Raw genomic sequence first — 1752 nt, 5'->3', positions numbered from 1 at the left:
GATATCTTTCAATCTGGCTGAGGTGTTTGTAATTCAATTGGCAACTTCGACTTGCAGGTCTAGAAGCCTTGAATGCTAAACATCCTCAGCCTCCTGCCCTCGGTTAATCAAAGTTGCACTTCGTGCTTGAAACCGCCAATGACTAATAGCCACCCTGATTAAATGCGGAACATGAATGTCGTCGTTGTGCCAAAATTTTTCCAGGTCGCCCATCAGGTCAGGAACACTGTTCTGGTGCGGCGGAATGAAAGCCGCATCGGAAAGGCTAGACCCCCCAATCCAGTTCTGGCTAACGCGGAATTCGCCGGGCTGTTTCATTTTCCCGCGCACACCACTCATCAGTATGGCGTGTGTTTGTTTGAGCAGGCGGTTGGAAAGTGGCAATCGCGTTAATTCCGCAACAGCCTCATTCATCGCATTCACATAGTTACGCACCTCACGCCAATCATCGCGTTTTTCAATGGCAATATGTTCTTCGGGCATCACCGCTTCATCAAATGCGGTTTGCGTCCCTTCAATACGACTGGAAGTCTGGGCTTCCTTGGTAATGTGCATTTGAATAAACAGGTCAATATCGGGAACGATCAAAGAAAAAGCATTCAACTCGCCAAGCACTTTGTTGGCGCGCTCCAACAGGGTGTTGATCAGCGGATTTTCCCAAAACCATTCAACATTGACCGGAACTGGTTCAAAACTCTTGTATTGATACTGCGGTTGCCAGATGCCCGATTTGAAATCTTCTACTTTCATACAGTTACCTCGCTGGCATTTTGTGGGAAAAGCTGCTGCATCAACCCTTTTTTGTGGGTCTTGAGAGTTTCAAGTTCTTGGGTGGCAGCTGTGATTAGGTCGTCGAGGGAGGTGAGGCAGTCGGCGATGCGTTGTTGCTCTTCAAACTCTGGCATCAATACTGACAACACGCTCAAGATTTCATTGTTGATATTTTTCTGAGCCGCAGCGGGAGCAATTTTGTTTAGATACTCCTTTTTTCCTCTGACCAGCAATTCCAAAAATACAGGCGAGACCCGACTGTTTGGAATTAATCCAACCACGCTATCAGTAAAACATGCCTCACGATCAAGCAAGCCGGTATCGCCAATATTTGCGGCGATGGTAATTAGAACGATTGGGGGTTTGAAAAGCTTGCTGACACTAAGACCCAGCTCATTCAGTGTCTGACTTGCTTGAACTGATCCGCCGTTCGATTTAACAACATCACCAGTTTGTATGAACGGATACTTTCCACCAAAAAACCGGGGATCGTTTCGAGGGCGATGGGAGAATTTTCCTCGCTGAATTTTGCAGATTTCCTCAAGATTTTTCACCACCCAGTCCCCCGCATCCCGAAATTCAGGAAACCGCAGATGCGGTTGGGTTTCGCCTTCGAGGGGGAAAAGTTGCTGCATCAGCCCTTTTTTACGGGTCTTGAGCGCATCCACTTTGCGGGCTTGCGCGGTGATCAGCTGGTCCAACGAACTCAGGCAATTGGCGATTTTTTGTTGTTCAGGCAGGGACTGAGAAAGCGGTATCAGAAACGATCGAATCTGCGCGAAATTAAGGCCTTGCCTGTTGCCGCCTGCTTGAAAGCTATCAATCTGCCTTTGACCGTATTGGGCGGTTTCAAGCACGAAGTGCAACACGGGATAACGATTGATGGAACACCTCTGCGGGCGTCTTGAATCCCAATCGTTTACGGGGTCGGTTATTCAACCTGTTTTCGATCATTCTAATTTCCTCGTCGGTGATATTCGC

Annotated in this window: 1 protein-coding gene and 1 pseudogene; both read right to left on the bottom strand. The window is 48.0% G+C overall.

Annotated features, from left to right (window positions below; genetic code table 11):
• Positions 1–126: 126 nt before the first annotated feature.
• Positions 127–750, bottom strand: a pseudogene (locus Q7R76_03370) (Fic/DOC family N-terminal domain-containing protein).
• Positions 747–1628: a restriction endonuclease subunit S gene (locus Q7R76_03365; GenBank protein ID MDO8642603.1), complete on the bottom strand. Its 882-nt coding sequence runs from the start codon at positions 1626–1628 to the stop codon at positions 747–749. Before Q7R76_03365 ends, Q7R76_03370 begins: the two are co-directional and overlap by 4 nt.
• Between the last annotated feature and the right edge of the window lie 124 nt (positions 1629–1752).

Source organism: Candidatus Woesearchaeota archaeon, from assembly GCA_030651375.1.
In the GTDB taxonomy this organism is placed as follows: Archaea; Nanobdellota; Nanobdellia; order Woesearchaeales; family UBA12501; genus JAUSFM01.
Note: the sequence above shows the minus strand (reverse complement) of the source record. Positions and strands in the feature narration are given on the sequence as shown.